General features: G+C 71.3%; 1 protein-coding gene. It reads left to right on the forward strand.

The annotated features are described in order from the left end of the window. Positions 1–54: 54 nt before the first annotated feature. On the forward strand, positions 55–968 hold a 914-nt coding region (locus IH54_RS0138660), incomplete at its 3' end, for an acyltransferase domain-containing protein (protein ID WP_324607860.1).

A 968-nucleotide genomic window follows, 5' to 3' on the forward strand; every position in this document is an offset into this window, starting at 1 on the left:
CCGTGGGTGTTGTCGGCGCGGTCGGGGGAGGGGGTGCGGCGGCAGGCTGCCCGGTTGCTCGCGCATTTGGATGACGCTCCGGGGCTGGGTTTGCGTGATGTGGGGCTGACGCTTGCTTCGGGGCGGGCTCTGCTGGATCACCGGGCTGTTGTGCTGGGCGCGGACCGTGAGGCGCTGTCGTCGGCGCTTGCTGCCGTGGCTGCTGGTGAGGACGCGGCGGACGCGGTGGTCGGCTCGGTGCGAACGGGCGGTGTGGTGTGGGTGTTTCCGGGTCAGGGCTCGCAGTGGGTGGGAATGGCCCGCGAACTGCTGGACACCTCCGCGGTGTTCGCGGCGCGGATGGGTGAGTGCGCGACCGCGTTGGATGTGTTGACGGATTGGTCGTTGCTGGAGGTGGTGCGCGGGGACGGCACCGAGCTGGGCCGGGTGGATGTGGTGCAGCCGGTGTTGTTCGCGGTGATGGTGTCGCTGGCGGCGGTGTGGGGGTCGTTGGGGGTGCGTCCGGCGGCTGTGGTGGGTCACTCGCAGGGGGAGATCGCGGCTGCGTGTGTGGCGGGCGGGTTGTCGTTGGAGGATGCGGCGCGGGTGGTGGCGTTGCGGTCGCGGGCGATCCGTGCGCTGGCCGGTCGCGGTGGGATGGTGTCGGTTCTGGCGCCTGTCGAGCGGGTGGGCGGGTGGTTGACGGAGGGGCTTGCGGTCGCGGTGGTGAACGGGCCCGAGCAGGTCGTGGTCTCGGGTGCCCCGGGCGAGTTGGACGCGTTCGTGGAGCGGTGCGGGCGGGAGGGTGTTCAGGCGCGGCGGATCGCGGTGGACTACGCCTCGCACTCACCCCAGGTGGAGGAACTGCGCACCGAACTCCTCGACGTGCTGGGCGGGATCGAGCCCCGCAGCTCGGACGTCCCCCTGGTCTCGACGGTCACGGGCGAGGTCATCGACACCGCTGCCATGGATGCGGGGTACTGGTTCAC

The sequence above is a fragment of the Streptomyces sp. NRRL F-5123 genome (assembly GCF_000721495.1).
Taxonomy (GTDB): domain Bacteria; phylum Actinomycetota; class Actinomycetes; order Streptomycetales; family Streptomycetaceae; genus Actinacidiphila.